This is a genomic window from Paenibacillus sp. FSL L8-0708, assembly GCF_038009325.1.
GTDB lineage: Bacteria > Bacillota > Bacilli > Paenibacillales > Paenibacillaceae > Paenibacillus_AQ > Paenibacillus_AQ odorifer.
Window position 1 is genome coordinate 5,386,153 of the sequence record NZ_JBBPBC010000001.1, and the last position, 25,415, is coordinate 5,411,567.

The 25,415-nt window shown below is 45.5% G+C and carries 27 protein-coding genes; 4 read left to right on the forward strand and 23 right to left on the reverse strand.

Going from position 1 to position 25,415, the window contains the following annotated elements:
- Nucleotide 1 precedes the first annotated feature (1 nt).
- The 6 genes from NYE58_RS25645 to NYE58_RS25670 all read right to left on the reverse strand — a co-directional run bounded on the left by NYE58_RS25645 (nt 2) and on the right by NYE58_RS25670 (nt 5,510).
- Nucleotides 2–814, reverse strand: coding sequence for an ABC transporter permease (locus tag NYE58_RS25645; protein ID WP_341003328.1), 813 nt, complete (start codon nt 812–814; stop codon nt 2–4).
- Nucleotides 811–1,662 (reverse strand): ABC transporter permease, encoded by an 852-nt coding sequence (locus tag NYE58_RS25650; RefSeq protein ID WP_076129473.1) that lies wholly within the window; start codon nt 1,660–1,662, stop codon nt 811–813. Before NYE58_RS25650 ends, NYE58_RS25645 begins: the two co-directional genes overlap by 4 nt.
- 37 nt (nt 1,663–1,699) lie before the next feature.
- A complete protein-coding gene (locus NYE58_RS25655) occupies nt 1,700–2,710 on the reverse strand; it encodes an aliphatic sulfonate ABC transporter substrate-binding protein (RefSeq protein WP_076220340.1) in 1,011 nt (336 codons plus the stop codon).
- 43 nt (nt 2,711–2,753) lie between these two features.
- The gene (locus NYE58_RS25660; protein ID WP_341003331.1) at nt 2,754–3,530 is read right to left on the reverse strand and encodes an ABC transporter ATP-binding protein; all 777 of its coding nucleotides are present in this window, start codon (nt 3,528–3,530) and stop codon (nt 2,754–2,756) included.
- Between the two features lie 407 nt (nt 3,531–3,937).
- The gene (locus tag NYE58_RS25665; protein ID WP_341003334.1) at nt 3,938–4,714 is read right to left on the reverse strand and encodes an RNA ligase family protein; all 777 of its coding nucleotides are present in this window, start codon (nt 4,712–4,714) and stop codon (nt 3,938–3,940) included.
- Nucleotides 4,715–5,036: 322 nt separating this feature from the next.
- Complete coding sequence (locus NYE58_RS25670) at nt 5,037–5,510, reverse strand: hypothetical protein (protein ID WP_076277668.1); 474 nt, start codon at nt 5,508–5,510, stop codon at nt 5,037–5,039.
- Nucleotides 5,511–5,892: 382 nt separating this feature from the next.
- Here NYE58_RS25670 and NYE58_RS25675 point away from each other — a divergent pair, with 382 nt between their 5' ends.
- Nucleotides 5,893–7,635 carry an ABC-F family ATP-binding cassette domain-containing protein gene (locus tag NYE58_RS25675; RefSeq protein WP_341003336.1) on the forward strand — a complete coding sequence of 581 codons (1,743 nt, stop codon included), beginning with the start codon at nt 5,893–5,895 and terminating at the stop codon, nt 7,633–7,635.
- A 230-nt stretch (nt 7,636–7,865) separates the two neighbouring features.
- On the opposite strand, the gene NYE58_RS25680 is transcribed toward NYE58_RS25675, so the two are convergent.
- Nucleotides 7,866–8,585: a hypothetical protein gene (locus NYE58_RS25680; RefSeq protein WP_341003337.1), complete on the reverse strand. Its 720-nt coding sequence runs from the start codon at nt 8,583–8,585 to the stop codon at nt 7,866–7,868.
- Nucleotides 8,586–9,062: 477 nt separating this feature from the next.
- On the opposite strand from NYE58_RS25680, the gene NYE58_RS25685 reads away from it, so the two are divergent.
- Both NYE58_RS25685 and NYE58_RS25690 read left to right on the forward strand, forming a co-directional pair.
- Nucleotides 9,063–10,094 carry a tyrosine-type recombinase/integrase gene (locus NYE58_RS25685; protein ID WP_339191967.1) on the forward strand — a complete coding sequence of 344 codons (1,032 nt, stop codon included), beginning with the start codon at nt 9,063–9,065 and terminating at the stop codon, nt 10,092–10,094.
- Nucleotides 10,095–10,270: 176 nt separating this feature from the next.
- Nucleotides 10,271–10,558: a hypothetical protein gene (locus NYE58_RS25690; protein WP_341003338.1), complete on the forward strand. Its 288-nt coding sequence runs from the start codon at nt 10,271–10,273 to the stop codon at nt 10,556–10,558.
- Nucleotides 10,559–10,621: 63 nt separating this feature from the next.
- Here NYE58_RS25690 and NYE58_RS25695 read toward each other — a convergent pair whose 3' ends face one another.
- Genes NYE58_RS25695 through NYE58_RS25705 form a run of 3 tightly spaced genes read right to left on the reverse strand, consistent with a single transcriptional unit; the run spans nt 10,622 to nt 11,878 of the window.
- Entirely contained in the window at nt 10,622–10,831 is a 210-nt protein-coding gene (locus NYE58_RS25695) for a hypothetical protein (RefSeq protein ID WP_339191970.1), read from the reverse strand.
- 4 nt (nt 10,832–10,835) lie between these two features.
- Nucleotides 10,836–11,561 (reverse strand): N-acetylmuramoyl-L-alanine amidase, encoded by a 726-nt coding sequence (locus tag NYE58_RS25700; protein ID WP_341003339.1) that lies wholly within the window; start codon nt 11,559–11,561, stop codon nt 10,836–10,838.
- A 2-nt stretch (nt 11,562–11,563) separates the two neighbouring features.
- Entirely contained in the window at nt 11,564–11,878 is a 315-nt protein-coding gene (locus NYE58_RS25705; RefSeq protein WP_076214620.1) for a hypothetical protein, read from the reverse strand.
- 268 nt (nt 11,879–12,146) lie between these two features.
- On the opposite strand from NYE58_RS25705, the gene NYE58_RS25710 reads away from it, so the two are divergent.
- Nucleotides 12,147–12,305 carry a YjzC family protein gene (locus NYE58_RS25710; protein WP_341003341.1) on the forward strand — a complete coding sequence of 53 codons (159 nt, stop codon included), beginning with the start codon at nt 12,147–12,149 and terminating at the stop codon, nt 12,303–12,305.
- A gap of 24 nt (nt 12,306–12,329) precedes the next feature.
- Here NYE58_RS25710 and NYE58_RS25715 read toward each other — a convergent pair whose 3' ends face one another.
- From NYE58_RS25715 to NYE58_RS25775, 13 genes are all read right to left on the reverse strand, one after another.
- Complete coding sequence (locus tag NYE58_RS25715) at nt 12,330–12,509, reverse strand: hypothetical protein (RefSeq protein ID WP_341003342.1); 180 nt, start codon at nt 12,507–12,509, stop codon at nt 12,330–12,332.
- 85 nt (nt 12,510–12,594) lie between these two features.
- Nucleotides 12,595–13,119 carry a hypothetical protein gene (locus NYE58_RS25720; RefSeq protein WP_341003343.1) on the reverse strand — a complete coding sequence of 175 codons (525 nt, stop codon included), beginning with the start codon at nt 13,117–13,119 and terminating at the stop codon, nt 12,595–12,597.
- A 68-nt stretch (nt 13,120–13,187) separates the two neighbouring features.
- On the reverse strand, nt 13,188–15,362 hold the full coding sequence (locus NYE58_RS25725; protein WP_341003345.1) for a phage tail protein: 2,175 nt from the start codon (nt 15,360–15,362) through the stop codon (nt 13,188–13,190).
- 28 nt (nt 15,363–15,390) lie between these two features.
- The gene (locus tag NYE58_RS25730; protein WP_341003347.1) at nt 15,391–15,909 is read right to left on the reverse strand and encodes a phage distal tail protein; all 519 of its coding nucleotides are present in this window, start codon (nt 15,907–15,909) and stop codon (nt 15,391–15,393) included.
- A 12-nt stretch (nt 15,910–15,921) separates the two neighbouring features.
- Complete coding sequence (locus NYE58_RS25735) at nt 15,922–16,065, reverse strand: XkdX family protein (protein WP_076316112.1); 144 nt, start codon at nt 16,063–16,065, stop codon at nt 15,922–15,924.
- Nucleotides 16,058–16,663, reverse strand: a complete 606-nt coding sequence (locus tag NYE58_RS25740; RefSeq protein WP_341003349.1) for a hypothetical protein — start codon at nt 16,661–16,663, stop codon at nt 16,058–16,060. Before NYE58_RS25740 ends, NYE58_RS25735 begins: the two co-directional genes overlap by 8 nt.
- 12 nt (nt 16,664–16,675) lie before the next feature.
- Nucleotides 16,676–19,399, reverse strand: a complete 2,724-nt coding sequence (locus NYE58_RS25745; RefSeq protein WP_341003350.1) for a hypothetical protein — start codon at nt 19,397–19,399, stop codon at nt 16,676–16,678.
- 20 nt (nt 19,400–19,419) lie between these two features.
- Entirely contained in the window at nt 19,420–19,818 is a 399-nt protein-coding gene (locus NYE58_RS25750; protein WP_445671790.1) for a phage tail fiber protein, read from the reverse strand.
- A 75-nt stretch (nt 19,819–19,893) separates the two neighbouring features.
- The gene (locus NYE58_RS25755) at nt 19,894–20,436 is read right to left on the reverse strand and encodes a phage tail domain-containing protein (RefSeq protein ID WP_341004300.1); all 543 of its coding nucleotides are present in this window, start codon (nt 20,434–20,436) and stop codon (nt 19,894–19,896) included.
- On the reverse strand, nt 20,436–24,218 hold the full coding sequence (locus NYE58_RS25760; protein WP_341003354.1) for a hypothetical protein: 3,783 nt from the start codon (nt 24,216–24,218) through the stop codon (nt 20,436–20,438). The genes NYE58_RS25755 and NYE58_RS25760 overlap by 1 nt, the downstream gene beginning before the upstream one ends.
- Complete coding sequence (locus NYE58_RS25765) at nt 24,215–24,616, reverse strand: hypothetical protein (protein ID WP_341003356.1); 402 nt, start codon at nt 24,614–24,616, stop codon at nt 24,215–24,217. Before NYE58_RS25765 ends, NYE58_RS25760 begins: the two co-directional genes overlap by 4 nt.
- Before the next feature lie 6 nt (nt 24,617–24,622).
- The gene (locus NYE58_RS25770) at nt 24,623–24,847 is read right to left on the reverse strand and encodes a hypothetical protein (RefSeq protein WP_339811113.1); all 225 of its coding nucleotides are present in this window, start codon (nt 24,845–24,847) and stop codon (nt 24,623–24,625) included.
- A 77-nt stretch (nt 24,848–24,924) separates the two neighbouring features.
- A complete protein-coding gene (locus tag NYE58_RS25775; protein WP_076179832.1) occupies nt 24,925–25,359 on the reverse strand; it encodes a hypothetical protein in 435 nt (144 codons plus the stop codon).
- Nucleotides 25,360–25,415 lie beyond the last annotated feature (56 nt).

The window sequence follows — 25,415 nt, forward strand, 5'->3', positions numbered from 1 at the left end:
GTTAACCTTTGAATGTATCACGCCAATGCAGCCATCTTCTCTCCAGCAATCGAATTGCGGAATCCGAAAGTTTTCCTATCACTGCAAAGATTGAAATTCCAACGAATACTATATCTGTTTGCGAATAAGCTCTGGCATCCTGAATCATATAGCCTATCCCCGCACTTGTTCCCATCATCTCCGCTACGACGAGTACAAGCCACGATGCACCAAGTGATAAGCGAATACCAAGTAGAATATTAGGCATTGCAGCCGGAATAATCATTTTGCTAAGCAGCTGCCATCTTGTATATTGGAAAATACGCGATACTTCAACAAGCTTGATATCAACATTACGAATTCCTAGGAAAGTGTTCAGATAAACTGGAAAAAAAGCACCTAATGAAATCATTAGTATTTTAGAAAATTCACCTACACCAAACCACAAAATGAATAACGGAATAAGGGCAAGTAATGGAATCGTTCGAAGCATCTGTAAAGATGGATCCAGTGTACGCTCTACCAACTTCCCAAGTCCTGTAGATAAGCCAAGCAGCAGTCCAGTAGCAGATCCCAATAAAAAGCCAAGCCCTGTCCGATAGGCGCTAATCCCCAGATGTCGAAACAGCTCACCGCTAGCTATTAAAGAAAAGAACTGCGCAATAATGGTAGATGGAGCAGGCAATGTCGTCGCAGAGACTAGATGGAGCGCAGCTGCCACTTCCCAAATCACCACTAGAGCTAGAGGTACAATCCAACCATGCAGTTTTTTTGGAATCCAGCTTAAACCATCATCGTGACGCTCTATTTTATTACTGGATAGGTGATTGCTCATGATCCTTTATCTCCTCTATAACTGTCCTGCCATCTTAGCAATCTCGATTCCAACAGCTTCACTAATGAATCTGACAGTTTACCTACTACAGCAAACACGATGATCCCAACAAATACCACTGTGGTCAAAGAAAACGATCGCGCGTCATTGATTAGATAGCCAACACCTGAGCTAGAGCCCATCATCTCCGCTACGACAAGTCCAAGCCAAGCTATGCCCACAGACAAACGGATACCTAAAAAGATGTTGGGCAGTGAGGCTGGAATAATTAACTTACTCACCATCTGCCATTTACTGAATTGCAGTACTCTCCCAACATCAAACAACTTGTTGTCCACCGAACGGATTCCTAGAAATGTGTTCACGTATAATGGGAAAAATGAACCTTTGGCAATCAACAATATTTTTGAGGTTTCACCGAATCCGAACCACAAAATAAATAGTGGAGCGATTGCTAAATGGGGCAGCGTGCGCAGCATTTGCAGCGACGGATCCAGCAAACGTTCTGTTTTGTATGAGAAGCCTACCCACAAACCAGCCGCTAAGCCAAGCCCTCCCCCAATTAAGAAACCAAGCAGTGCCCGCCAAGCGGATATGCCTAAATGTTTCGCCAACTCACCGGACGCGGTCAAGCTAACCAGTTCCCGCCATATTTCACTTGGCCTTGGCAGCAATATAGGATTTAACTTTCCCATCGCTCCGGCTATCTCCCAAATCAGGAGTAAAGCAATTGGTAAGATAAGTCCAAGCAATACATTCGTCGTTTGGATGGAAAGTCCGCGCTTCTTTACTGGATTCTTCTTATGAATTAGTGGCGAAATCACAGCTTTTTCAGCACTGAATTGCATGTAAACAACCTCTTTTCTACATCTGTGGTTTCATCCGTTACTTCAAAGGTTCCTTCAGTGCTGCTTCAATATATTGATTGTCTGTTATTTTAGAAACTTCAATCTCTTTACGGATGTTCTTAATATTAAATTGAAAATCGGCTGTCTTCTGCAATTCTTCAACAACAGCATCACTAATTGGAATGTTGATCATCTGGGAACGTTCAAACGTACCTTCGATTACCGCTGCCGGAATGTTCCGCTCAGCTGCATATCTTTCAGTCGCTTCAGCGCGATTATCTGTCTCCCAAGCTATAGCTTTGTTGGTTACTTTTAAATAAAGCGTAACTAGTTCTGGATATTTCTCTGCGAACGCTGAACGGGAGATCACAAAAGAAGGAGATAAGACACCCAATTGCTCACCATCCGTCAAAACCTTCCCTTTACCGGTCAATGCATTTAGAGTAATATATGGATCCCATGTAGCCCATGCATCAACGCCACCGGTTTCAAATGCAGGTTGTGCTTCATCAGGCTGCAACTGGATAATCTCAAAATCTGCTTCTTTAAGACCTGATTCCTCAATACCGCGATATAGAAAGTTGTAAGCATTGCTGCCTTTTGTAACAGCTATCTTCTTGCCTTTCAGATCCTCCAGTTTCTGAGCAGTACTACTACCAGGTACAAGAAGAGCAACGTTATTCGTACCTTCTAATACTTGTGAGATAATCTTAATAGGAATGCCCGCAGCTTGGGCTGCGATCACCGGCATGTTGCCAAGAGTCGCTATGTCCAACTTATTAGAAGCGATCGCCTCTGTCATTGGGGGCCCACTTTGAAATTCCGTCCATTCTACTTTTACGCCCAGCTTATCAAATTCTTGCTCATACCATTTTTCCTCACGGGCCTTACCAAACATCCCACCGCTGCCCTGCACGCCAATCTTAATGGTCACACCTTCATATTTATTGGCCTCGTTCTTTCCCGCACTCTTTTCATTCGATGCACAACCCGTTGCAAATACAGTCAAAACAAGCATAACAAGTAGTGAATTACGAAATAATTTCATGGATCATTTCTCCCCTTTTTATAAAAAAATGGACTCTCTTTATCTAGATACCAGCTCCAACATCGATTGCCGGTTCTTCAACCTTCTCAAACTCACTCAGCACCAGTCGACGTAGCTCTTGGAATGAAGTACTGGATCTTTTTCGCGGAAACGGTAAATCAATGGGAAGAATATTGCGAATATGCCCAGGTCGGGGATTCATAATGACTACCCGCTCACCCAGGAATACAGCTTCATCCAGATCATGAGTTACAAATAACATAGTCGTCTTATTACTCTGCCAAATATCAAGAAGTACCTCTTGCAGATGTGATCTAGTAAAAGCGTCTAGTGCGCCAAAAGGTTCATCGAGCAGTAATACATCCGGATTACGGAGCAACGCCCTAGCAATAGATACTCGTTGGGCCATCCCGCCTGACAGCTCACGTGGATAGGATTTCTCAAAACCCTTTAATCGTACAAGTTCAATCAATTCATGTACTTTTTTGCGAACCTCTGGATTTTTAAGCGATAAATTTGCTGCAATATTATGCTCCACCGTCAACCACGGAAAAAGTCTTGGTTCTTGAAAAATAAATCCCTTCTCAATACTCGGACCGTCGATCTGTTTGCCATTCAGTAGAACCGTGCCGCTATAGCCCGTATCCAGTCCTGCCACAATTTTTAGCAAGGTACTTTTTCCGCAGCCGCTGGGACCTATAATCGTAATCAACTCGCCTTTTTTCACCTTCAGCTGAATTTTGCTTAATGCGATAACATCACCGGCAGGCGCGGCGAATACTTTATTCAAATGTTCGATAACCAGTGTTTCCTCCGACACTCCATTCACCCTTTCCGATAAATTTAAACTAAACTATACTTATGTATTTAATAGGTATTAAGAGCAAAAAAATAATGAGAACTTCTAAAGAACCTTATCCGATTATTCAACTAGGTTTAATTTACATCATCTTATCAGTGACATTCCTCACATGTCAAACATTATTTGCCAAATGGGTGTATGTTTTGTGAAGTGGGGAGGTTTTGCGAATGGCAAGGACATAGCATTAGTTATAGTCGATAGGGATTTATCTAATTGGAGTTCAAAACTGCACAAAAAAATACCGCATATTTATTGGTTTTGGACCAATGAATAAGCAGTATTTTGGGGGCTGTTCACAAACCCTATTGCTTAGGGAACCTCATGCTAAATTCTGAAAGTATCAGCATTGATAATAATTCCAGCTATTACTTTCTAAACGTTCTTTCATAATCTTCAAACCGTATTTTTCTAATTTGTTTACGATCCGTTGTTCTAACAATGATTCCTTCTGATTTGCCTGATGCGTCGATGCCTACTTGCGTGTTTTCGAATCTTTTTAAATAAGAATATGTACTCTCAAGAGAAGTTGGAAACTCGGAACCCTTTATGGTTTCAAGAAGTGGTGCAGACTGCAAATCAATACTTTCAATAAATCTCTTCTTCTCAATTTCATCATAAAATGGTTGATTTCCGTGATCACGCCACACCGCAATTTTCTCCTGCGATAACTCAAGAAGTCTATATAATTCATCCTTATTCAAGGAGAACACATCAAATACACGATACCCTTGAGTTTTTCTGTCAGAATAGTTCTTGGATGCTTTAGTTTTCCCTCCATAAGATTCCTGATAAATTACGGTTAATGCCCAGTCACCCTCAAGAAGGATATCTGCAATTACTTTTTCTGCTAACGGCTTAAGAAATTCCGCAATGTTCCCATAAGGATTACCGATTCTATCTCCTTTTGCATATAACAATTCTTCTCTGGAACCAATTAGATAATCAACTTCGTTATCATCATTTTTTAATAAAATGATCCTTGAATTTTCACCATCTACTTTTTCGTAAACAAAAACATCGTCTAATTCTGCGAAGCCTCTTGACTCCGTTAAAACATCATTTAACCGACCTCGTTCACCTAATTGATGATATGTAAGAATGCTTGGGTACTTTGTTAAAGAATTAATTTTCTTTAAATCCATAAACTATTCTCCCACTTTCAAATTCACTTTATATGACTCTTGTTCTTATAAACATAAACAAAGATAGCCAAGGAATATTTTACCACTGATTACGTGTTCATGTGTTATTCCTGATGGGATTGTCATAAAGAGTTCTCCTTATTTGTTTACCAATTTAACTTTGAAGATAAGTATCATCATAATCTACGTAATTACTTTGTTGATTACGCATGAAGGTTAAACGCAAAGAAGGTTCTTATATGTATTTTCAAGTGATACTCATGTAATAGAAAATCAGCAAAATAAGAATATGTAAATAGTAGTAAACACCAATAAATCTTCTTTAATAATCTGATTCAAATATTGTTTCGTTTTTATCATTTGAGAAAATAATTTTTAATTGAGCAGTCGGATTCCAAATCCTACTATCTTTTATAATTAGATATTTTCCACCTGTATATTCATACTCACGAGTCTTACTGTCAATCACCACTGAAAATGTTTTAGCATCTTTTAAAACTGGCGTATTATTAATTACAAGGCCAATTGAACCTTTCTCTAAACCACCAATAGCTATCTCATCTCGTATCATAGCCGTAGATTTAGTATAGTCAGAAGCACTACGATAAATATAAATATAGGGCAAGCTAAAAATGTAATATTCCTCGTCGTTTAGCTTTTGTATAGATACATAATCCAAATTTTCACTTTCGATAAATTGATCTAATTCTTTTTCAGTGATTGCATTCCAGCTACACCCTGACAAAAAGAAGAATACACAAAAAGATAGTATTACATATCTCAAATGAAATTTCATATTCCCTCCATAATTAAATATCACACTTAGATTATTTACATCCTTAGCTATGATTCTCCTTAATAAATTCAAGCATGTACGTATCTAAAAAAACAAAGGATTTATCCTACTAACTCCACTGTAACATTAAATGGAATATTTTCCGCAGCTTATCTTCTACCAAGGCAATAAATTCCGAGTTGTAGCCATTAGGTATTTATAGGTTTTATGACCATAATTTATTAGTCTGTAAGATTGTATTATCAGATGATTTTGATACCTTTAATGCGAAATGATTGAAGTTGCTTGTAAACAGTGTTACTCTATCAACGGTAAACTCAAAATCTGTACTCTTCAATACATCTTATAATAGTCACTATTTTTAGTTAAGAAAGGTAACACTATGATAAAAGTTGATAACTTATCCTTCGCATTCCCGCAAAAAGACCTATATAAAAACATTTCATTTACGCTTGAAGAGGCACAACATTGCGCTTTTATAGGAACAAGCGGCAGTGGTAAAAGTACACTGATCGATATCCTGATGGATCCAGAAAAATATTTGTTCGAAGGCAAGCTAGAGATGGACCCCACCTGCAAAATCGGGTATGTAAGTCAGTTTTCGCAACTAGACAAATCTAAAGAAACAACCGTTTTTGAATATATAGGAGAAGAATTTATTAAGATACAAAATGAAATAACAGCGATTCTAACTGAAATGGAAACATCGTCAGATATTGATTCATTACTCGAAAAGTATCAATTAGCTCTAGATGCCTTTGATTTAATGGATGGAAATGATTTTGAAAGCAATATTAATAAGAAACTAAATTTAGCCAACCTCTTGAAGCTAAAAGATGTTAGGGTATCCGACCTAAGTGGTGGGGAATTCAAACTTATTCAAGTGATGAAGGAAATGCTGACTAGTCCAGACTTAATGATTATGGATGAGCCCAATGTATTTTTAGATTTTGAAAACCTAAATGCACTTAAAAATCTGATTAATGCTCACAAAGGAATATTGCTAGTTGTTACGCATAACCGTTATCTATTAAATCATTGTTTTAACAAAATTATACACCTTGAAAACATGGAGATCCAAGAGTTCGATGGGCGATATATTGAGTATAACTTCTCATTACTTCAGACGAAAATTGAGTTACAAGAAATCGCAGTCGCTGAACAAGAAGAAATAGAGAGATACGATAACATTATTGATAATCTTAGAGCGATCGCAACCTATAATTCAGAAGCATCTAGAGGGAGAGCGTTAAAAGCTAGGGTTAAGTTTCAAGAAAGATTGGAAGCGCGAAAAATTAAAGCGCCATTCGTTGATATTAAGCAACCAAAAATCAGTTTTGGTGTGGACAATGAAATTGGAGATGACATCACTGTTTTAAATGTGAATAATTATAGTGTTTCCTTTGATGAGTTGATTTTAGAAAATGTTAACTTTGAGATGAAACCTACAGATAAAGTAGCCCTTATCGGTCCAAACGGTACCGGGAAAACGACTTTACTCCGAGATATCTTTAAAAATAATCATGATTCAATTGAAATAAATGCTGACATTAAAGTGGCTTATCTTTCTCAGCTTCAAGACGAAGTGCTAAAGGATTCTAATACCATACTAGAAGACTTCATCGATGCCGGGTTTGCAACTTATGACGAGATTAGAGCACATCTTTCAAACTATGGCTTTGAAGGAGAAATTCTTACTCAAAAGATAGAATCTTTATCTGGTGGCGAAAAAAATATACTGCAATTGGCAAAAGTTTCTGCTAGCAAAGCAAACTTATTGCTTCTTGATGAACCGACAAGCCATTTAGACACCTATACACAAATCGCACTGGAGAAAGCCATTGAAGACTATAAAGGTGCGATTCTCATGATTTCTCATGATTTCTATTCTGTAGTAAATGGGATGGATTATGTACTAATCATTGACGAGAAGACGATTAGAAAAATGAGTATGCGAAAATTCAGAAAGATGATTTATGCCAGTCATTTTGATAAAGATTATTTAGAAAATGAACAAAATAAAAAAGCAGTTGAAATGAAAATAGAATTAGCTTTAAAAGACAATAATTTTGAACTTGCGAAAGGTATGGTTGACGAGCTAGAAGAGCTGATTAAGTTACTTTAAATTCCAACCTTCTGAATGAAATGATTACAAGAACGATGAAATAAACTGTTGGTGGAAAAGTATCCACATTAAAGACACTGATGAATAGATCTCAGTGTCTTTTTACTGCATTGATTTTATTGATAGCTCATGCCGCGGACAGTGGTTCACTTATCATTAAAAATCTTTCCCAACACATTTTTTTCCAAACTTCTCTTCATCTCTCTGATTGATATAACTATAATGAAGTATCATGAGAAATTTTTATCAAAACAGTCTTTGGTCTCGCATTTAATTTTATACCATTGATAACCATAATCCGATAAGTTTGGTAGGATCAATAATTTGTTACCACAGCGGATACAATTATTTTCTGATAAATTTCCGTTCTTATAGTCCGCTAAGTAACCTTCTGCTAGTTCTACTTCCTTAATTATATTTTCTAGAGCAACATCGCTTATATCAAAAGGGGTCATATCTCCTCTATTTGCATAAATAGAGCGTGAAAAAGCTCCAAATCCACCAACCAGTTCGTGGTGATGGGTATTAATCCGTCCCCCACCTTTCTCAAATAATTTGATCATCGGTTCATATATATCTGGAAACTGTAATGCGATATTGTCGCGCGCATCAAGCAAAGAGCACCAGCGTAAATAATGTATACTTATTAATTTCATAAGCATAATATCAATTTTATTAAAATTCGGACACGTTTCTAAGAAAATGTCCCACTCATTTTCCTCCATCTTAAAACCTAATAACATATCCATACCTATGTATATACTTGCTGCTTCCTTAGAGATAAACTGCAAAAACACGCCGACTCTACGGTAATACTCTGCAATCAAATTAGCATCTGCTTCATATTCACCTCTAGATCTTACTTCTTCGTATCTTTTTTTTGAAATTCCAATGTATAAATTCGCATCAATATTCTTAATTCTTTCAACACCTGATTCGTAATAATTCATGAAGATTCCTCCGACTTAACTCACAAATGTAGTTCCCTATATCTGATAGAATATTGGTTTATTTAACCAGCTCGCCCGATTGTTCTATGTCCCTGCTTGAGTTTCACCATTTATAAGATGGCTAATCTTTAAATAAAAACAAAACCCAATAAACCATTTAGGTTTATCGGGCGAGATTTAAAAAAGTTTATCGGCTTTAAACCAAGTTTATCGGTTTTATACTGACTGTAAGTCGCTTCCAGCAACCCACAATCCCTTACCACACACTGCCCCTAACCCTTTCAACTAACCTTATGCTCAATCCGCAGCTTGTCAGCTACCATGGCAATAAATTCCGAGTTGATTCCGGACAAGCTCGCTCACAAAACGCACAACGACGCGGAAAGTTGGGCGTGAACACTTCGTTATTGCGATAAATATTGCGCACCTTTATCGGAACGTTTAGCGAAACTTTATCGCTAAAGGAGACGCAGACAAATGGTACAAAAAGTTCCGAAATTTACGTTTGTATCGAAAGGAGGAAAAGGCGTTAAAATAACGCTCTCTAAGCACATTCCGCAGTTTCTCGATTCTAGACGGTTAGCTAAGCGATCGGATAAAACGATACAAGCGTATGAGCAGGTGCTTGAGCAGTTCCGTAAATGGTATGACGCTACGGATTATACCGAATTCACTACGGAAATTCTGCGGGAATATATAGAATACCTCTCATTTAGCAAAACGAAGTGGGACGATCACCCTACGAGCCCTCACGGAAGTGTAGGACTATCTCCGAGAACAGTTAATAACGTTATTAGAGTTATGCGCATCTTTTTTAACTACCTTATTAGTGAGCGTATCATAACGCACTCACCGATGGACTCGGTAAGTTATCAGCGCGAGGAAAAAGATACATTTGAAGTCTTCTCAGATGAAGACGTAATCAGGCTTCTCAGCGCACCTAATCGGAAGGTCTATACCGGCCGGCGTGATTACTGTATGATGCTCGTTCTTGTCGACTGCGGCCTTCGTATAAAAGAACTAACCGGTTTGCGTGTCTCAGACGTAGACTTCAAACTACGTCAAATTGTAGTTCGTGCGGAGATTGCTAAGTCCAATACGACCCGTGTTGTACCAGTTTCCCAGCGGACATTAAAAGAACTGGAAAAGTTGATTTCGTATATGGACGTTGAAGGCTCAGATTACCTCTGGCTTACCCAATTTGGTGAGAGATATTTTGGGGATACCTTCGGGAAGATGCTTAAGCTATACGCTAAGAGGGCAGGGGTTGTTGGACCGCGGGTCTCCCCTCACACTTTTCGTCATTATTTTGCCGTGAAATTTTTACGAGGTAGTGGCGACACAGTAGCCCTATCCCGTATCCTCGGACACATCTCCTTAGATATGACTCAGGTGTATGTTCGATTTACAGGCACTGACTTAAAGGAACAGCACGATAAGGCGTCACCGGTTATGCAATTAATAGATAGTGGGAATGAGAAAAAGCGCGGAAAGAGAATGTTTCAATAAACTCAGAAGTAATTGGCCCGTCAGTAATTGGCGGGCTTATTGTTGCGTTTAGTAATCTCACGTTATATAATACGAACATATATTCGCACTTGAACGGAGGCAATCGCATGTCCACAGTACCCGCAAGTATTACCGAGGAGGACCGCGCGCTCATAAAGCCATACGTTATACTCCCGATGGTTCAGACCGCATTCGAGCGTGACTCTAACGTGTTCCTTCATCTAAAGACGCCGGACCCTTACGTAGATTGGTTGACGCAGGCACGCGAAAAACTAGCGGTCGAAGCACGCAGGGTCAAAAACGAAGCGCACCGACGCGGAATTAAGATCACGAGTAATCAGCGTATGGACGGCGGTATTTTAGTACGCTACCAGTGCCGCGGTTACATCGGGGATATCGCGTTGCCGGACGGGGAAGTAGCGAAGGAAGCAGCGGGGTTAATGCGTAGGTTCTTGACGCTATAAACGCAAAAAAAAAGGCGCAGCCCCTACGGAGTCACTCCCGTAAGAACTGCGCCTTTTAAATCGTTATTCATCCGTCTTATTCCGCGCACCATCCGCGATCCCCTCCGCCAGCATATACGCAACACACGCACCGACCGCGCCAATGACGCCGGTTACGTGCAGCACCGTATTGTCGCCCGCGCCCGAAGCCGTAAGTACCGAAGTAGCTAACGCAGCGAGTAGCGCCCAAAACTTCCGCGATGATAATTTGCGTAATATATCGTTTCTATTCATCGTATTATTTCGCCTCCTTAATTGTAACACTTGCGGTCTTCGTAACGTTATCCCACGCGATAGCAGCGCCAAACTGATCGGACATCTCGCGCAATGGAACGTACACTGCTCCGTCAATCAATACGCCATCCTTCGCCTTACATCCGTTAACTACTACGTTCGCTTTATATACGAGCATATCGTTGACCTCCTGTTTAATCGGATTTAACTTCGGCTCACTTTTGCGTGCCGTTAGGTGCGCCTCTACTAGCGCTTTGAACGCTACCCATCCGGTCCATTTACCGCTGTCATACATTAAGCGCGGACATATTTTACCGGACCAATCGTAATGTCGCCGCAGTCTATCCACGCCCCATCCGCGTTCCTTTAACATCAATGCTACGAGGCTCGCCGCATTATCAAGCGTCTTCGCGTAGTTACCACTTTCGCATATCTCTACGCCGATCGACGTACGGTTGCCGGATTTTGCTGCGCTGCCGTCTCCGCTATGCCAAGCGTTTTCCGTCAGCGGTAAACATTCGACCGCTTCCTTTTCGTCGACTACGATGTGGAATGAAGCTTGGCGCGCGTTCGTTGGGTTCGTTAGCCATGCGCGTTCATTCGCTGCCGAGGACGCCGGATTACCCGTATTGTGAATCGTAATAGTCGTTGCGCTCATAGCGTATCCAGGCCGCCGATTGCACGCGGTCGTTTTCGGTATATAATCCTTGCGGTAATTAAAATCGCCCATATTTACGCAGCATCCTTTCCGTGTACTATCGTTTTAATATCGCGGACATCGAGCGCCAGGTTCTCGTATTGACCGGCCAGCGCTTCGAATCGATCCGTCAGTCCTTCCGCCAGCTTCATCAAGCGGTCTTCACGCGCAAGGGACTCCGTGTGCATCCGCTCGCGTTCCGTCTTGGCTTCCGTACTTATGCGTTCTTCACGCGCGCGAGCTTCGTCGGACATTCGGCGCATCTCTTTCCATAATGTCCACGCGATAACTGCGGCTGCAACCGCAAATATTCCGTTCTTGGCGACCTCCGCCCAAAGTGTTCCGTCCATCAAGCGGTCGCCTCCGTTTCAGGCGCGAGATAATCCGCTAGCGCGCGGCCGATCTCGTCGTCGAGCGTTTGGAGTACGGATAGGCGGGATTCAGCGTTAGGTAGCGCGGCTAGGACTGCGCTTATAGTTGCGGCGAGTTCAGGCGCGGGATTAGCGGTATCTATCGTACATTCGAGTAATGCGCGTACTTTCATAGTAAAGCCCCTTTCGAAAAGAAGGACTATTGTCCTGTATTGTTGAATTATGGAAATACAAGGAGGTGATTACATTGACCGATAAACTCAAGCCGGGCGAGGAGGCACCTAAGACGGGTGATTATACCGTTGTTGGGCCTAGAGGGGGCGTCATTAAGACCGGAGTGACCGTGAAGAAAGGGGACACCATGCCTCCTACACCAAAGAAAAACCAAACGTATAAAAAGCAGTAAGAACTAAGAGGGCTTAGCCCTCTTTTAGTAAGGTTCAGTCATAATAAATCCCGGCTCACTGAACGTGGTGCTATGAATCTCCAGGTATGTCTTAAGAATGAAGTCACTCTCTTGACCTTCTAATACGCGCAGCAGCTCATCCTCATTTTTCGCACATACCAAACTACGGTCTCCGCTTTTCTCAGTAACGATAAAATATCTCATTTCGTATCCCTCCGTTAATTAAAAAGAGCCCCGATGCGTAGGACGTTACGTCCGTAGCACGAGACTCTTCGTTATTTTATGCGTGTTATTTCGTAAGTTCTGCGATGCGTGCTTTCGCTTTATCGATGAGTGCTTGTTGTTCAGCGACGTATGCACGCTCACTCTCTAGCCGTTTCTCAACACTACTAATCGTAAAGGCACTTTCTGCGGACCCGTTATCAGCAGCCTTCAAAGCAGCTAGGTTAGCTTCTCGTGGCTTAATTACATTTTCAACAGTACTATCTATGTTAGCTTGGCAGCTCTTTAACTCTGAGTTCAACCGACTTAACTCAACACTTACCGCCTCAGCGGCGCTTGTTGTGCTTGTTTCGCCCATTAGTATTTTCTTCCCTTCCACATTCAGCGTTACCCCCGCAGCCTCGGATATAGACCTTACAGGGGCATAAGCTGTACCTTTGATAATAACTGCGTCGGTGATCTTTACTCCGTTCTTCTCAACAGAGAACAAACCCTGGACCTTCTGCCCAATAAGTGATGCTGAGTCTGCAAACGCTGAAACACTCGTAAGTAACAGCACCCCGACAATTACTCCTGATATAAACTTTTTCAAAGTAGCCACTCCCCTCAGTCTTAGTTTCTATAACTATTATCGGCCAAGGGGCGCCCCATTTCAATCTATTACGTGGAAATATTTACCTGCGCTAGTAACGTTCCCGTTCCACTCCAAAGTTTCAGGTTCCTCGTAGCCGAGTCAAAAGTCATATTAGATGCTGCGGCGCTTTTATCAGCCTTCAACCCAAGCGTTGTTGTTAAGTTTTCCACGCTAGAGATAGGTAGACCGTATACACTCGTTGTATTCGAAAAGTCCACTGTACCTGCGAAATGTACACGGTCCGTAAACGAAAATATCTGCAACGCGCCCATCCCGTTGAGGAAGAACAAATTATCGTCCGCGTACAAACCGCCCTTAACCGTGCCACTCGGCGCCCATAACTCGATCCCGGAGAAGCCGAGATTTCCGTCGTTTGAAATAGACACACGCCGACGCCCCGATGTATCAAACGAACGTAATCCGGCGGCGCTGACTTCGATGCGCTCGCCGCTTGGGCTCGTACGTATCAAAGAACCCGTAACTGTCCCGCCCGTTATGTCTGTACCAGTTATTGACGAGGCGCTAATATGTCCGCTAAAGTTACCGTCAACCGCGCTCATGATACCGCCACTCGTTACGGTAAACATTCCATTACCAACGTTAATCGAAGATCCGACGATTGCGCCATTCGTAAAGTTGGACGATAGGATATTCGCAGAGTTAGCGGTCAGCTTATTGAGTACGACGTTGCCCGCCATATCTAAGCGGAAAGGCGCGGAGTTAAAGTCGTCATGCCCTGCGCTGATACCGTTCGTATTAATCTTGACTACGTTATTACCGCTGCCGATAACCATCGATACGAAACTACCGAGTTGCCCCGCGATTACCTCCGCTGCTATTCCGGTCGCCGTCATCGCTATCCGCGCTGTAGCTCCGCCGTCCGTCGTTAAGATAAGTCCGTTTGACGTCAGTATGACTTGATCAGACGGATCCGTTTTCGACTGCAGGACGATACCGCGTTCATCGTATTTGATCTCCGTTTTACTCGCGTTGATCTCGTTAACCGCAAGCCGCGCGAACTCTTCGAATACTTCCGCTCTGATTCGCCCGCCACTAAACACGTTCTCTATCGCACGCCGTCCCGCCTCCAAGTCAGCGAGTATGCGAGTATAGTCACGTTTCATTACGTTTGCGACCGTGAGGGACGTATGTTTATCGGGCGCATACGGATACTCCGTCATTTCCGTGATCCGCGCTGTTATGCCCGTTAAGCCGAGCGCTGGATCTACGAGCGTTACCGTATCGCCGAGACCGGGGCGCGCTTCTTGCTTATCGATCTTAAATAAATCCGCAGCGCTAACGGACACCTCAAGCGCGGGCACTTCGCGTTCAGCCAAGCGCAATCTCGCGGCAGCTACGAGCTTTAACGGATCGGTTACGTCTTGCTCCGTTAACAAGTCGTCGTAAAACGGCACACTATCCGAAGCCCACGCGTCAGCATACGGAGATACGAGGTAGTTAACGCGGAGGATTCCGTCAGTGATTGCGCCAGGTATCACGCTAAGCCGCGCCTGTTCCTCCGCGGTTAAAATCGACGCAGGCTGACCGATCCAAGTCCGCGAGTCTTTCATTTCCGCATAAAGCCGCGTACATAATGATGATGCGCTGTCGGTAAAAGATGCCGCGATCAAATTGCGCGTTACTTGAATCCGGTAGTCCGATGCGGGATTGCCGATCTTTTTGCGCAGATGTAGCGTAAAGTTATCCGGCTCAACTTCCGCGCCATACAGGTTTATGACCGCGTTGAGAGCTTCGAGACAGTTGCCGCCGCCGAACGCTTTAACATCCGCGAGGTCAAACGTATCGTCGACCGCAATAGAAAAGCGCCCACCGGTTGCCGCCGAGATGAGCGCTGTTAATTGCGTGATATGGATTCCGTAAGCTTCGCGGATATATGAGGCGTACGGGAATTTATAATCCGCCAGTTTAAACATGACGTGTGAACACGATACCTGTGCGGTCAACTTGCGATCTTCACGCGATCGTTCGCGCTTGTTAATTACGTAATATTGACCGCGCTCATCCATTACGTGACCTTTCAGCGGCAACTTATCGCGGAAATCATCGGAAGTCATTGGGACGGTGAAAGTCAGCGTATAATCTGCGTTAATCCGCCGCGTCCGTGTGATATCGTAAGCGTCGCGCAGAATACCGATACGCTTACGGAAACGGTCGTACGATTGTAAGTATTGCGTTGACATTGCGACACTCCTTTCCGCGCCGAAACCGTTAATAGAGATAACGGTCCCGATGCGTAATGCGTGTTAGTATATTCCGGCTGGCTTCCGCGTCCTTGTATGTTATCGTATTTAGGCCGTACGCGAGGTCGAAGAAGTCTCCGTTAAATAGGTGAAGAACGTTAACGCCATTGAGCGTAATCGTCTGCTTGCGTGTATCTATAACGAGTCGGTCGCCAGGCGCAAAATTACCCGTAAAGGAAACAACATTAACGTGTGATAGCGTCACATTTACGTTAAACTCTGTCAAGGACTCAATCGTTGCTGCTCTAAGCATCTCGCGGACCATTTGCGTCAGTGTTTCCGTCACCGACTCTATCGCGGCCGCTTGCGCGATCTCTCGGACCATAGCCGGATTAAACTCCGTCAGTGCTTCGCAGATTACTGTAACCGGCATATCGACGTTAATTCGCGAAGTGACTTCCGCCATCGAATCGATACTTACGGTAAAAAGCGCATCAGTTGTAAATGAGCGGTCAAACGGCAGTCTTCCGAAAATGCCTCCGAACATGTGGCGCCCCCCTTAAGCCTCATATTCTACGCCGGTAATCTCCGTAAACTCGGCCGGAGTGATGACGTTATATGCAACGTACTGACGTAGCTGCGTTTCCTTCGCCCATTTCTTAGCGTAGTAGTAAGACAAGCGCTCAAAATCGTTATTAAACATTAGCTGCGCCTCCTTCAAGCGTTAGTAATCGTAGTTCAAGTCCGACAATTTGTCCGCCGAGAGCTTCGTTTTGGTTGCGCAGGTCGAGCGTTTCGAGTTCGCGTAAGACTAGTTCCGCGCCGATGCGGTCGAGTTCGGTTGCTTCGCTGGGCTTTGTCAACTCAGCAATCTCTTCTGGCGTTAAGCCCTCGATCCATAAATTATCAGGCTGTGCTGGAGGTGTGTAAACTGGTTCAGGACCTTGTTCCTCGCCCTCCGCCCATTGCTCCCGCCAATCATGTAGCTCGTCGGCATAATCGCTTTGTGCCTCTAGTACAGCGTCCTGATATGCATTCCATACTAATAGATCGAAACGCGGATGATACAATCCGGTCGGCAACGGAATGCCTACGAGATACCCGATGATCTCTCTTGGCTGTTCTGGTTCTTCTGGTGTGTCCGGTTCATCTTCGATCTCTTCTTCGTCCTCTGGCAGTTCAGGCGCTTCTTCTGGCTCTGGCTGGGCATAAATAGGGACGGCCCCAGTAAAGGAGTCGTCCGGTTCTACATCCTCTATATAGAAACCTTTTAGATCTACTTTAGGTATCGCTTTGTTCATGATATCCCTCCTTTAATCTAACGGAAACCGTAGACCATCAAATATAATATTTTGCTTTACGTTGACCTCTGTTGTTATATCTCCATTTACACCTACTGACACTGCGCTCGACGTTGGATCTACTTTTGATGTCCATGAGGATGTAAGCATTCTAGTGATTCGCACAGGTCGAAACTGCGTCGGCAAATTAAAAATCTTTGTACCCGCTGGTACGTCAGTAATGTTGTAATATACGTACCCACGAAATTCAATAAATCCTTTATTCACGCGATAAGCTAAATCGAAGGCAGTAAATCCGCTTAGCACTGCGGACGGTGTAATCCAAGGCCCTGCATCCTTCTCCGCTTTCTTGGCAGCTAACACACTAACGGTTGAGCTTATCTCTGTCACTGCATCTGTTAAATCATGAATTTGCATCTTCTCAGTGGCGGCGTACGCTCCTGATACCGAAGGTACTGGTGATTTATCCAGTTTGATGTAAGAGACGCTGTAGGTAGCAGCTGTATCGTAATTATCCGTCCATGCATAACATGTACCGTCTGCTAACTTATCAATATTCCAAAAATCAGGCAGACCATTTTTAAATACTTGTTTAATTTCGGAGGCACGTTTTTTAAGGTTCGAATCTCCTCCATTACCCGCGTCATTGAGTCCAATGTAGTATACGTCTGATAGAGCATTTTTCTTTGGTCTCGCAGGCTCCCTCGATATATAACCACTGCCTACCTCGATAAAGTTATCGCCTTCGAGCAGAGAAAGAGCGCCATCCTCTTGTACCGTCTCCGTGGTCGGTGTTGCTAGACGGTATAGAAGTTGATACGGTGTCCAGCCCGAAGGTATTGTTGTTGGTAATACTCCTACCGGATTGCCAGCACTCAAAATCTCGACCCATCCTTTTGTTTGTCCGGCCGTACCGTTATATGGATTTGTAGCCACTCCACTAGCGCCGTTGTACATCCGCCAGCCATTAAAATAAGCCTTAATTTCGTCAGGTGTAGGAGTGTAGGAGTCTCCCCAACCGGAGTCTGTGTTGGCAATAGTAATGTATAATACGCCATTGTAAAGCGTTGATTGATCAGCAGCTGAATAAACACCCGCTGAAGGATATAAAGGGTATCCGTTATACTTAGTCACTCGTTCTGATGCGTTTATGCCACTAGAAGTTGGTAAAATAACGCGTACACGTTTGAAACCTGTGTAATTCGTATCGAATAACCACGACCAGTCACCCACAAGATTGGATTTACGCCATAACCTCGTCACCTCATACCGTCCGTTAACCTCACACAGTATATCCGGTTCGTTGCCATCCGTTGGGTTAGCGTGTAACTCTACTCCACCAAAGGCGATAAGAGAGTCTTCGCGGGGCTGGAATGGTGTAGCGACACTGCCTAGTTCGAGTTGTGGATTGTTGAAGTTGTATGTCCCTATCTGGTTACTTGCCAAATTTATTAATATATAGTAATAACCCTCTGGTACAGTAAGTGGCTGATTTTGAATCCATCCACCACTAAGAACAGCTAAGTCATTCTTTTTGTTACTATCCAAATAACTTCCTACTGCCCCACTATTAGCCGTTATACCCTCAATACTTAAATAGTACGTTTTTCCTGGTATTACAGGAACAGCGCAACTGATTGCTTGCCACTCAGCAGTAGCCGTTAACACGCTCTGATATGGTCCGTTTGCCTTAGCGTTCGGGTTGAACGACCATGCCTTATCTGTAAATGGTGGCAACAGATTACGTCCATATCTCCGTACATATAACCCATCTACTCCATTAATACCTGGAGGTACATAAGGTAAGAGACGGTCTATAGCTTCACCTGTGATTATGGTTCCAATAGCTGCGTAGTCTGCTGCGGATACGGCGTATAGGCGAATTTCATCCATGTATGTTACGTTTGTCCCACTTCCCGTAGATCCTGCTGTTAATCTATAGCCCGTTCCTAGTAAAGTGTTGTTGGTGGGTATTTTAAAATATACAAATTGCCACTGACCAAGCAACGAGACATTGATTGACATATTGTACCTAGTGGTCATAGTACCTACATCTCTTAGCGCGAGGTTAAGAGATCCATCTACATAGGACTCAATAAACACCCATCCCGCCATCACGTAGTATTTTGACGCATCTAATGGTGAAGTGAAGTCTTTAGTTATATATGAGGCACCGGCAGACGGCGAAAATTTAAAGGCTGTGCTACCACTACGTTTTTGAGTAGATGATAGGGTGGTTGCGGTAGCTCCATTTTGTGTCCACCCCGTTAAACTCTCTCCACTCCCAGCCCCACCAAGTAAATCTATTAATGTCCTACCCTGTACCTTTAATCCTTGTAGTCTAGCGTTCTTTGTTGCGTTTAGAATTTGCTGACCAGCTGATAGGACAATATCAGTTGTAGATTCGTTGGTTACTCCGGAAAGATCCGTTAAATTTTTGCGAAATGCATCGTGATCGTAGGCGGTGTAATAACGGGCAACGCGTGAAGCTACCGCCCATCCTTTTGCTGTTGTTCCTCCAAATCCGCGTGTACAACCGATTAGACTATTTCCACTCTTGGACGTATAGAGAACGGTCTCTGACGTTTCATCTACACCAATCGTAATGATATTAGGACCTTCTGGTAAAACACTCCCGGTTACAACGGGTATAGTCGTAACTGCTGCCGTTATTGCCGCGGATAATTCCGTGCCCGGCGAATTGGCTATCGCGGGATACATCGTTTGTTGCGCCATCTGATGCGCCTCCTCTCCGTTTACTGTGCGAATCGCACGAGCGTACTTCCCGCTAAAAACTTCGCCTTATCGCCGTTCTGAATCGTCCGCGGATTCGTAAGCGCCTGCGTCCACAGGAGATTTCCGCCAGTCGCCGCAGTCCTTAGCCCGATATGAGTTACGAGTCCCCAATCCGCTGTCGCAATCGCAAACTCTACGTCAGCCGACGTTTTTGCCGTCATCTTGCCTGATTCGATCGCAGCGGCCGCAAAAGTAATCTGTCTCCGTGCGTATGCACCGCCACTAACCTCCGTGCCTGTATCTGCTGCGGTTGGGTCCGAAGTGTACAGCGCTATATATACCGTAGCCGGACTCGCAAATGATACATTTCGTAGAGCCGCGTTAAGTAGCGCCGCGCTTAAGTAATTCGAGATTTGCATCGCCATTATTCGTTTCCTCCTATTTTTGGACAACGCAAAAAGACGCCGGTTTCCCGACGCCTATTCTCACGTTACCTATTCAAGTTCATATTCGTTCGTTAGCGTAAATCCGTGGATGATACTGCTACCCGTATTCGTCATTACAATGACTGGCTGCGCTTTTACATCCGCACTAGATTCGATGACCGCTGCTTGCGGTGACGCAGCTATCGTATACTCCGTTACAACTTCGCTTCCGGTCGGCCACGGATCGTTCATGCGCAGATTAACGTCAATCAAACGTGATCCTGTCGCACCAAGCGCGAGCGTCCCTGCGTAAGTCGCTACGTAATACTTGCCGGGCATATCCGCAAACTCTAGCGTAATATCTCCGCGCTTAGCGTTAAACGTCCGTGCTAGGTACGCCAACGTCCGGTGAAATTCCGCAGCCGATGACGTAATCTCGAACGTCAATCCAATCGTACGCGGTCCGTAGGAAGCGCCGAAATCAACGACGCCGTCCGTATTCGCGAGCTTGACCGTATTATCTTCGGTTTCCGGCAAGACCGGCAAGTTACGTTCATATAGCGCAGCTCCATGCTCCGATAACCAAACGCCATTTACCGCTACATCGTACATCACTCTCGCACCCCCATAGACTCTAAGCGACTTAATAGGCGAGCACGTTCGTCGTACATCATAGCTATATCTGCCTTATCCGTCAGTACCACCTCATCTACGCCGAGGTCGATATGCTGCGTAATATTCGTAACTGACGCAGGCGCTTGCGGTGACATACGCGGGCTTGCGATCATATCGAATAGCGTCGCTTGCTGCTGCGGATTAAGGTACATCTCGTTCGCATGCGCTATAACCGGAACAGCCGCGCCAGGTGCGCCCTTAACGATGCCGCCGTCCTTGAACGCCTGCAACACGCCAGTATCCGAAGATACTCCGTACAATTTCCGTAGCTCCTCGTTACGTGCGTTAAGCCGCGCCATCTCCGCCGTATTACCGCTCGCCTTCGCCGCTGTCCAGGCGGTTTTATTCGCGTTATATTCAGCGAGGTCGGACGCCTTCTTCGACTCCGCATTAATCTGCGTAATCGACGCCATCTTCGCGCGATATTGCGTCAGGAATCCGTCAAGCTCCGTGAGGATCGCGTTATTCGCCGAGCCACTTGCGCTAACACGATACGCTGCGATTCCGTCCTCTATCGATTTGATATCGCCTGAGTACGCATCAAATGACGCCGTTAATGCGTCGTACTGCGCTTCGGCTGCGGTCTTCTCCGCTTCGTACGCTTTCGTCTGCGCGTCCTTTTCGTCCTTGAGCGCGTCTTGCTGATCCGCGAGTGTACGGTCGGTTAATTCGCGGTCGTGTTCGAGTTGCATGCGCGCGATCTCTTTAAGCAGCGCATCACGTTCGTCAATGCCCGGCTGACCGACCGCTGACTGTAACTCCGCTAAGCGCGTCTGTTTCTCCGCTAATTGCGTTTCGTAATCGGCGTCAACATTAAGCTCTTTGTTGGCGTCACGTAAACGCTGAATAGCGTCAATCCGCGCGTCATAATCGGCTAACGCGGCGTCCTTACGTTCTTCGATCGCCTTGAGTTCCGCATCCTTTGCGTCCTTAATTGCGGCTTTCTGCGTCTTAACGAGGTCGGTTGCGAGATCCTGCGTAAGCTTCGTTAGTGATTTCCGGAGGTTGTAGAGTTGTTCGTCAGCCTGCGCATAATACGTGCTGTCCTTCGCATACTGTTCCCGTAGCTTCGTCCATTCTGCGATCTTGTACGCTGTAACGTCAGCCTCCGCCGCGCCGGAATCTTCGAGCCTACGTACTTCTTTCGCGATTAAATCCACGCGTTTATCATACGTGTCCTTTGTCTCTTTTACCGTAGCTGACGCGAGGTCCTTACGGGCTTGGCGCGCTTTCTCGTCCGCCTGCTTATAGTACTCGGAGTCCTTTTCGTAGCGTCCACGAACGTTTTGCCACAGGTACAGCTTTTGGTTAGCGATCTCGCGTTCCGTCTTACCTGCGTCTTCCATACGGCGTGTTTCCTGTTCGATCGCGGTCGTCGAGAATTCATAGCGCGATTGAACGGTGTCTTCCCCGAGCCGCTTAAGTTGGAGAGCTAACGTCCGCGCGTCATCTACGGACTCCTTTAAGAACGTAGCGTGTTTCTTCTTAAGCGCATCGTATTTCGCTATCTGTTGATCCGCCGTCATATCGTAAAAATCCGCTTGGAACTGGACGGTCTTTAGGTCAGCATTGTATAACTTCTCGCGTAGCTCGGCAGCGAGTTCAGCCGGAGTTTTGCCCGTCTTTTCCTTCTTTCCCTTCGCCGCTTTCGGGGCATCTGGCGTGATTATATCCTTCGTGAACGTTTGGGTTCCCGTTTCAACCTCGGCTGCCAGCTTTTCGAGATCACGAGCTGCATCGGAATACTTCTGCTGCTCTTTAAGTGCGTCGTCTCGTTGCTTTTCAAGTTCTTTAGATGCTCCGGACCCCACCATCATCCCCAGCGCGCCATTAGTCACGATGTCCATAACGTTGCCCGATTTTTTGCGCTTGTCAGCCTCCGCCTTTGCCGCCATATCTTCCTCAAAAGTTCCTGCCTTTGTGCCGGATACGGCTGCCATCGCCTTTATCAGCCGCGTGTAGTTATCAATTTGCGTCTGTATTGATTTCGCTACCGCTTCACTTTCTTTAGCGGAATTACGTATACGCGCCACGCTGTTATCGGCGGCCATGTCTGTAAAACGCTTGTCCGTCGCAATTTGGTCGATAATTACATCGATGTTACTAGCGCGAATTCTTCCGTCCTCGCCTTGTTGAGCGTTCAATTCCGGATACTGCTCGACTAACTTCTGCGTAATATCAACGAGGCGGCTTTTCTGCGATGCGTCCAGATCCTGCGCTGCGTTAAGCGTTTTAAATTCCGCAGCCATTGCGGACATTTCCTTTAGCGTCTGCTTTTTCGTAGCAAGGGCTGCATACTCCGCTTTATCCTGAGCGGATATCGCGATAACACCTTTATCTATGACCGCGTTCATTTCTCCGAGCTTCTGCGTCGCATTCTCTACGCCAGTGTAACCGAGGTCTTCGAGCTTATCGTCGAGTATACTGATTGCATCGATAATATCGGGAAGTTCCGTATACATTTCCGGAAGTGCTGTGCCTGCCTTTTGAGCCGCCTGAAGCTCGTTTAACCGCTCTTGTAGCCGCGCGCGTTCTTCGAGGACAGGCGTTAGCTCCTCCGTTTTTACCTTTAACTCTTCGACATCCGCAGCCGTGCGATCAATATCCCGCTTATTTAATACCGCATTGAGGTCGGACTGTGCCTTCGCGAGTTCCTTCGCTGAATTAGCGGCTTCTGATTGCGCTGTTGTTAGATAGGCGATCCCTCCCGCTAATGCGCCGACTGCGAGAATTGCCCACCCTACCGGACCGGCTGCTAGTTCTAACGACTTTATCGCGCCTGAGATAAGTTTAATCACGGGCGGTACTGTCGCGAGAATGGCGACCAAACCTAACACGCCAACCGAACTCGCAGCGGCAGCGGAGACAAGCGCTTTATTTTCGGTGGTAAACTCGGCGAGCGCAATGATTGTCGGAGTCAACGTTTCGAGTACGGTTTTAAACAGCGGTGTGAACGCTTGTCCGAACGCAACCGTTGCTTCGTCCGTTGCGGCAGTGAACCGCGCTTGTGTGCCGGTGAAATCTTGCATCGCTTGGTCCGCATTTCCGGTGAATATCGCGCCCTCGTTGATAAATCCGTTATACGCAGCTTGGATCTTCTGCGCATCGGTCAATCTGCCCGCCGTCGTTCCGATCGTTCGTGCGTATTCCTTTTGCATAACGGATAGATTCTTCGTAACGCCGACCGCATCAGACAGTACCGAGTTACCGTTCTTGATACCATCAAGTGACGCTTGGATAGCGCCGCCCATTGTGTAGAAGGATTGTCTATTGTAGGCTGCTGAATCCGCGAGGGAGTTAATGAGCTTTGTAGACTGCTCCAACCCTAAACCGGTTGACATGGCGGTTTTATACGCTAATACCGATTCGGTCAGAGATAAGAACCCACGCTTGGCTAAATCCTGCGCGGCCTGTTGCGCATCTTTCGTCTGAACTCCGAAGCCCTTTGCCACAGCGTTTAAACCTTGAAAAGCGTTGTACAGCTTCGTAGCTGCGTCAACCGCTTGCTTCATCTCGGAAACGAGCTTCGTAAGGGCCGCGCCTGCACCTATCCCGGCTAACGCGGAAGACATATCGCGCATGCCGTCCGCACCGCGTCTACTTTGATCTTCGAGTTCCTGTATCCGGCGCCTCGCTTCGTCTAAGTTACGCCGAAACTCCGCTATATCAAGCGTAATCCGCGCCTGAATTTCACCTACGTTTGTACCGCCTGTACTCATCTTAGCGCCCTCCTTACTGCATCCGCGATAAACTGTTTATATATCCGTTCATTCGTTCGGAGTGGTCGCGATAAGAACTTCGGACGAGTGCCAGGCGTTGTCGGATTCTTATACTCGCCCATCTCATGTACACGTAGCGCATAATTAAAGCGCGCACCAGAGGGACCCGTTTCCGTTGCGGAATAAAATACCTCACCGTATATCCGTCCGTTCTCATTCGCTACCTTCTTGCCGGCCGTCATCCGCAATGTACCGGTATCTAACGGAGCCTCATTACGCGATGCCGCGAGTAAGTGGTCGGTAGCGTCGTGCAATCCGATGGTCGCTCCGTCAAGTACCCGCGTTTTCTGACGCTCTAAAAACTGACGTAGCGCCGCCGTTTCCATACGAAAATCCATCGTCCGTCACACCCTCCCCGCGCTCATCTGATCGCGTAATAGTTTAAATCCGGCCTCGTCAAACTTCGGCGTACTCTGCGTTGCGAATCCGGCTTCACGTTGCAGCCCCGTCGTAAACTTGCGGTAGTCCTCCACGTTAGTCGTATGCGACATGACATTAACATTTAGCGCGTCTAATGTTTCGCCGGCCTTACGCCGCTTATCCGCATCCAGCACGTCGAGTAAATCCATAACGTAATATCCGCGTTCGAACTCGACCTGCGTTTTACCGAGGCGTACGGCTGCGTCAATAAAAAATTCGTCTATCGTTACTCGGCGCTCGCTTCCGCTACTCCCGTCTGCAGGTTCGCGAGTTGCAGAGCGCCTTGCACGTTTTTTAAGAGGCCGCCGAAGTTGTTAACGCGCGCAACGGCGGTAAAATACGCCATCAATTCGTCCGGCGCTACGTTTGCCTCGATCCACTCCGGTTCGAATCCGGTCAATACGCTGACCACTTGAACGACGTCATTTAGCGCGTGCTCGATGAACGCGAATAAGTAAGCTACGCGGTTCTCGGCTGGCGCTGACATAACGCCCATAATCAATTCCGGTAGCATATTAACAGCGGCAAATAGTTCGCGCCATTGTCCGACCGCTACCTTCCGCACCTTTACCGTTCTGTCTCCGAGCTGGATTACGTTGGGGTCAATTACGATATTTGGCGCGGGTACTTCCGCTTTATCTGAACGCTTAAAAATCTGCATTATATTCGCTCCTTATAAAGAAATAGAGGCGCAATTAAGCGCCCCTTTCAACGAGA

Bases quoted from the DNA above. Each gene is read 5' to 3' on its own strand.
- NYE58_RS25645 (WP_341003328.1), bottom strand. From the start codon at position 814: ATGAGCAATCACCTATCCAGTAATAAAATAGAGCGTCACGATGATGGT.
- NYE58_RS25650 (WP_076129473.1), bottom strand. From the start codon at position 1,662: ATGCAATTCAGTGCTGAAAAAGCTGTGATTTCGCCACTAATTCATAAG.
- NYE58_RS25655 (WP_076220340.1), bottom strand. From the start codon at position 2,710: ATGAAATTATTTCGTAATTCACTACTTGTTATGCTTGTTTTGACTGTA.
- NYE58_RS25665 (WP_341003334.1), bottom strand. From the start codon at position 4,714: ATGGATTTAAAGAAAATTAATTCTTTAACAAAGTACCCAAGCATTCTT.
- NYE58_RS25670 (WP_076277668.1), bottom strand. From the start codon at position 5,510: ATGAAATTTCATTTGAGATATGTAATACTATCTTTTTGTGTATTCTTC.
- NYE58_RS25675 (WP_341003336.1), top strand. From the start codon at position 5,893: ATGATAAAAGTTGATAACTTATCCTTCGCATTCCCGCAAAAAGACCTA.
- NYE58_RS25680 (WP_341003337.1), bottom strand. From the start codon at position 8,585: ATGAATTATTACGAATCAGGTGTTGAAAGAATTAAGAATATTGATGCG.
- NYE58_RS25685 (WP_339191967.1), top strand. From the start codon at position 9,063: ATGGTACAAAAAGTTCCGAAATTTACGTTTGTATCGAAAGGAGGAAAA.
- NYE58_RS25690 (WP_341003338.1), top strand. From the start codon at position 10,271: ATGGTTCAGACCGCATTCGAGCGTGACTCTAACGTGTTCCTTCATCTA.
- NYE58_RS25695 (WP_339191970.1), bottom strand. From the start codon at position 10,831: ATGAATAGAAACGATATATTACGCAAATTATCATCGCGGAAGTTTTGG.
- NYE58_RS25700 (WP_341003339.1), bottom strand. From the start codon at position 11,561: ATGGGCGATTTTAATTACCGCAAGGATTATATACCGAAAACGACCGCG.
- NYE58_RS25705 (WP_076214620.1), bottom strand. From the start codon at position 11,878: ATGGACGGAACACTTTGGGCGGAGGTCGCCAAGAACGGAATATTTGCG.
- NYE58_RS25715 (WP_341003342.1), bottom strand. From the start codon at position 12,509: ATGAGATATTTTATCGTTACTGAGAAAAGCGGAGACCGTAGTTTGGTA.
- NYE58_RS25725 (WP_341003345.1), bottom strand. From the start codon at position 15,362: ATGTCAACGCAATACTTACAATCGTACGACCGTTTCCGTAAGCGTATC.
- NYE58_RS25730 (WP_341003347.1), bottom strand. From the start codon at position 15,909: ATGTTCGGAGGCATTTTCGGAAGACTGCCGTTTGACCGCTCATTTACA.
- NYE58_RS25735 (WP_076316112.1), bottom strand. From the start codon at position 16,065: ATGTTTAATAACGATTTTGAGCGCTTGTCTTACTACTACGCTAAGAAA.
- NYE58_RS25740 (WP_341003349.1), bottom strand. From the start codon at position 16,663: ATGAACAAAGCGATACCTAAAGTAGATCTAAAAGGTTTCTATATAGAG.
- NYE58_RS25745 (WP_341003350.1), bottom strand. From the start codon at position 19,399: ATGGCGCAACAAACGATGTATCCCGCGATAGCCAATTCGCCGGGCACG.
- NYE58_RS25750 (WP_445671790.1), bottom strand. From the start codon at position 19,818: ATGCAAATCTCGAATTACTTAAGCGCGGCGCTACTTAACGCGGCTCTA.
- NYE58_RS25755 (WP_341004300.1), bottom strand. From the start codon at position 20,436: ATGTACGATGTAGCGGTAAATGGCGTTTGGTTATCGGAGCATGGAGCT.
- NYE58_RS25760 (WP_341003354.1), bottom strand. From the start codon at position 24,218: ATGAGTACAGGCGGTACAAACGTAGGTGAAATTCAGGCGCGGATTACG.
- NYE58_RS25765 (WP_341003356.1), bottom strand. From the start codon at position 24,616: ATGGATTTTCGTATGGAAACGGCGGCGCTACGTCAGTTTTTAGAGCGT.
- NYE58_RS25770 (WP_339811113.1), bottom strand. From the start codon at position 24,847: ATGGATTTACTCGACGTGCTGGATGCGGATAAGCGGCGTAAGGCCGGC.
- NYE58_RS25775 (WP_076179832.1), bottom strand. From the start codon at position 25,359: ATGCAGATTTTTAAGCGTTCAGATAAAGCGGAAGTACCCGCGCCAAAT.